3 protein-coding genes and 1 pseudogene are annotated in these 4,041 nt (G+C 65.4%); 2 read left to right on the top strand and 2 right to left on the bottom strand.

The window, feature by feature from the left end; all coding sequences use genetic code 11:
* Nucleotides 1-333, top strand: a 333-nt coding sequence (locus ACIQIB_RS39240) for a transposase (protein ID WP_400764236.1), incomplete at its 5' end; no start/stop codon positions are given.
* Here the strand turns inward: ACIQIB_RS39240 and ACIQIB_RS39235 are convergent.
* The gene (locus ACIQIB_RS39235) at nt 308-790 is read right to left on the bottom strand and encodes a hypothetical protein (protein WP_400764233.1); all 483 of its coding nucleotides are present in this window, start codon (nt 788-790) and stop codon (nt 308-310) included. The two genes, ACIQIB_RS39240 and ACIQIB_RS39235, sit on opposite strands and share 26 nt — an antisense overlap.
* A gap of 61 nt (nt 791-851) precedes the next feature.
* Between ACIQIB_RS39235 and ACIQIB_RS39230 the strand changes: the two genes are divergently transcribed.
* On the top strand, nt 852-2,273 hold the full coding sequence (locus ACIQIB_RS39230; protein WP_400764231.1) for an RHS repeat-associated core domain-containing protein: 1,422 nt from the start codon (nt 852-854) through the stop codon (nt 2,271-2,273).
* A gap of 635 nt (nt 2,274-2,908) precedes the next feature.
* Here the strand turns inward: ACIQIB_RS39230 and ACIQIB_RS39225 are convergent.
* Nucleotides 2,909-3,829, bottom strand: a pseudogene (locus ACIQIB_RS39225) (transposase); the annotation flags it as partial.
* Between the last annotated feature and the right edge of the window lie 212 nt (nt 3,830-4,041).

Raw genomic sequence — 4,041 nt, 5'->3', positions numbered from 1 at the left:
TCCGTCACCGACCGCGAGGCCGGCCGGACGCTGCTGGAGCGGCTGCGTGAGCGACACTGGCGCATCTCGCTGGTGTGGGCCGACGGCGGCTACAGCGGACGCCTGGTCGACCTCGCCCGCGATGCCCTGCGGATCGCGCTGACCGTGGTCCGACGCACCGGCGACGCCACGGGCTTCGTGGTGCTGCCGAAAAGGTGGCTGGTGGAACGGACGTTCGCATGGCTGATGCACTCACGCCGCCTGGCCCGCGACTACGAGACCCGCACTGACACCTCCGAGGCGATGATCCGGTGGTCGATGAGCATGGTCATGAGCCGTCGGCTCGCCCGGTGAGCACGCTGAACATTCCCGGGCGTTCCTCGGCCAGCCAGCCCCGCGCGGCCAGCCGCTTCACCTTCGACCGTACTCCCTCCACCTTCGCCGGAACCGGCTCCAGACCCAAGGCCGCCGCGAGCTGGCGACAGTCCATCTTCTCCCCGCTCCCCGCCAGGACCTCCACGAGCCGCTGGTAGTCCGGCGCCAGCGCACCCGGATCGAGACCTTCCCTCCAGGCGGGAACCACCGATCCGGGCACCGCCCCGGCGACCCGCGCAGGCCGTTCACCGGCCACCCCGGCCAGCGGCGCCTCCTCGCCTGCAGGAGGTTCTGCCAGAACTTCGGCCACCGTCTGACGGGTAATCACGAATCGCTCCCACGCGGCTTCTGCCTCCCGCAGCTCGGCCTGCAGAACCTCCACTCGCTGCCGGGCAGCACGCTCGCGCTCCTCCAGCAGCCCCATCACCGACGGCATCCGGTACCTCCACCGAAGAGACGACATGACACCCCGTCCCTGCCACCGAGGCACCGGCACTATGCCTGACCAGAGGAAACGCACCCGTCACTATCGGAAAGACAACGGCTTCTACCTCTACGATGCCGACGGCACCCAGCTCATCCGTCGCAATCCCGGGACCAGCACCCTGAGCCTCGGTTCCGACGAACTCACCGTCGACACCGCCACCAAGACCCAGACCGGCACCCGCTACTACCCCATCCCCGGCGGGATGACCATCGTCCGCAAGGGAGCAGGAACCGCCGCCGGAACCTTCACCGTCCAGATCGCCGACCACCAAGGCACCAACAACCTCAGCATCGACCTGGCAACCCTGGCCGCCAGCCGCCGCCCCGCCGACCCGTTCGGCAACCCCCGAGGCACCCAGCCCGCACCCGGAACCTGGCTCGGCACCAAGGGATTTGTGGGCGGCATGACCGACAAGGTGACTGGCCTGGTCCACCTGGGCGCCCGCGAGTACGACCCCACCACCGGCCGCTTCATCTCGGTCGACCCCATCCTGGATCTCACCGACCCCCAGCAGGTCAACGGCTACGCCTACAGCAACAACAACCCGATCAACCTCAGTGACCCCACCGGCCTCAAGTCCGAGGAGTGTGGCACCCTCTACCAGTGTGGACAAGCCGGTACGATCACGATGAAGAACGCCGCGGAGTCCACCGCCAACTACGTCTCAGCGAGCGCCTTGCAGCGACTCGATCAGACCCTGCCTGGGGCCGACTACTACGAGGCCGCACGCCAAACGGCTTTCGGACCTAAACCCGCTGGCTCGCAGCGTGTCCCAATCAAGACTCCCCGCAGCGACAGCGGTGACGGTATCATCATGGTCCGGTTCTACATTCACATGGAAAAAACCGGAATGGCGGGACTGTTCGGCGATAACAGGTCCTGGTCGAACTTTCCGGTCGACAGCGCACGCATGGCTCTCTTCTGGGACACCGAGACCGGCGAAGCATCATTCACCATCATGCCTTCAACCGAGATCTCCAACTTTACGGAAGATCAGGTGAAGCGATATGGAAGGAACCCCACGCCATACTATGCTCCACCGAGGGAAATTCCGGCCAAAGAAATCCTGATGGGCGACAGCACGTTGGGTACGGACTGGGACCACAAGTCAACCGTAAAGGTAAACGGGGCCAGTGCCAGCTCGATCGACGTTTCCATACATGGAATCAATAGCAAGTTGAAAGTTTTCGGCGTAGACAACACTCTAAAGGTCAACATTGGCCCCAAGGGTTACGTTCAGGTAACTCGAAATGGCGATCCCTACCCCGATATGGAGGTAGTGCAGTACCGCCAGGGGCGGAGCCCTAACGTGATCGCCCGAGACGCAATGGCAGGCCACCGGTCGGGTGACCCCGGGATGAACGCAATCCCAGTCCTCGGAGAAAAGCTCAATCGAACCTACGAGGAAGGGCGGTGCATCTCGCGATGCTGAGGAAAACGATAAAGTCCGGGCCGCGCTGGCTTTTCCATGCCGCGCTATGGTATCTGACGGTGTGCGCGATGCCGGTCTATGTCATTCTTCTACTGCTATCTCTCTTTGCATCCGGTGGCTACGATGCCGACGGGTGGCCCCGGCCACGACCGGAGGATGACTACGGATTTATGTGGCTGATCTTTGTGGCCATCACCATCCCGGCGCTGGCATCGCTGATGTTACTCGCCGTAGCGGCAGCGCGGGGGAAAGACGTTCGCATGGCTGCTGCATGTCTGCTGTCACTGCCCGCCTTGCTCTTCGTCTTCGTGGGATTCTGGCAGTTCGCGCTTTTCGGCGTGCTCGGCACCGCTTACGCCTTCACCGTGATGCCGAGAACGGTTTGTAAACTCGAAGCATAATTTGATCGCGGGGCCCGATGCGCATCTTCGTTTCGGGCCCCGAAATTTCAAGGCGCCTGATGATCGGCGTTTAGCCTCGACCTTGCGTGACGGCTCGTCAGCTTGGCTGGCGGGCCGTTTCTGCTTTTCCAGGCTGGGTGTTCCTGTCTGTGGGTATGGCGAGGGCCCGGCTGTCGCGTCGGGTGGGCGCCGGGTTCCACGGCTCCGGAAGTGGTTGGGTGTTCGTCGGGGCGGGGCGTTGTTGCTGGTCAGCCGGGGCCTGGCAGTGCGTGCAGGCGTCCGAAGGTACTGGTGATCAGGTCGGTCCCAGGCCCTGGCCTCGGCCTGGCCGTAGCGGGTGGTCTCGGTGCGAGTGGTGGTGTCGGGCTCGTGCCAGGACTCGGGCTTGGCGAAGGTGAACGCGGTGCCGTGCTTGCGCGGTCGCCCACCCTTGGGGGTGGAGCGGGGCTCGCCCGCGTCGCGGAGCATGACCCGGTCCGAACGCAGCCGGCCGATGAGCTCCAGGGGCAGGTCGGACAGGAGATGGGCCAGGCGGGTGACGTCGTATCCGGCGTCCATGACCAGCAGGATGTCCGGATCACCGCGGGTCCAGTGCCCGGCCTCGATCAGGCGCCCGGTGACCTCGCGCAACTGGGCGGCGGTCACCGCTGTGGCGTCGTCGGCCGGTCCCAGCCGGACCGCGTCCAGCAGACCGGTCCAGGAGGTGCGGCCGGACTCCAGGGCGGCGACGAACGAGTAGGGCCAGCCGGGGATCATCTGGTCGGCACTGCGGCCGCGCCCGTAGACGTGGCAGAACAGGCGGTCGTCACTGGTGGGGGCATCGGGTCGGAGCCAGTTGGATACGTCGACGGCCAGGGCGATGCGCCCGTCGGCGAGGCGTGGGATCGGCAGGGCGGCCAGTGTGCGTCGCAGCCGGGTCGGCTCGAGCCAGCCCCGGTCCAGCGCGGCGTACATCGCACCGTGCCCACGCCGGTGCTCGGCCGCCAACGACAGGTCCACCAGCGTCTTGACCGGCCCGTCCGTGCACAACAGCGCGTCGGCGAGCTCGAATAGCACATCCGCCCGCTTGTATAGGCACTCGTAGAAGTCCATCCGAAAGCGGGACAGCACGCCCCGCTGCTCGACGGCGGGCAACTGCACGGGGAGACTCGTCATCAGCGGCCGTTCCTTCAGCTTCGTTACTCGACATCTCGAAGCGTGAGGGGCGGCCGCCCCTGCTGTCCCGGGAAGAACCGCAGATCAGCAGGTCGGGTGACCAGCGAGGTTAAACAACAAGCGTACGTCCAGCAGCTCGGGCATTCGAGCAGGTGAGAGGAAGGTTCGGATGTAACCGAGCGTCAAGCTCAGGGCAGCCAGCCGGTGCGAGT

The sequence above is a fragment of the Kitasatospora sp. NPDC092286 genome (genome assembly GCF_044755565.1).
GTDB lineage: Bacteria > Actinomycetota > Actinomycetes > Streptomycetales > Streptomycetaceae > Kitasatospora.
The sequence above is the reverse complement of the archived record's forward strand: the minus strand, read 5'-3'. Positions and strand labels throughout refer to the sequence as shown.

Bases quoted from the DNA above. Each gene is read 5' to 3' on its own strand.
- ACIQIB_RS39235 (WP_400764233.1), bottom strand. From the start codon at position 790: ATGCCGTCGGTGATGGGGCTGCTGGAGGAGCGCGAGCGTGCTGCCCGG.
- ACIQIB_RS39230 (WP_400764231.1), top strand. From the start codon at position 852: ATGCCTGACCAGAGGAAACGCACCCGTCACTATCGGAAAGACAACGGC.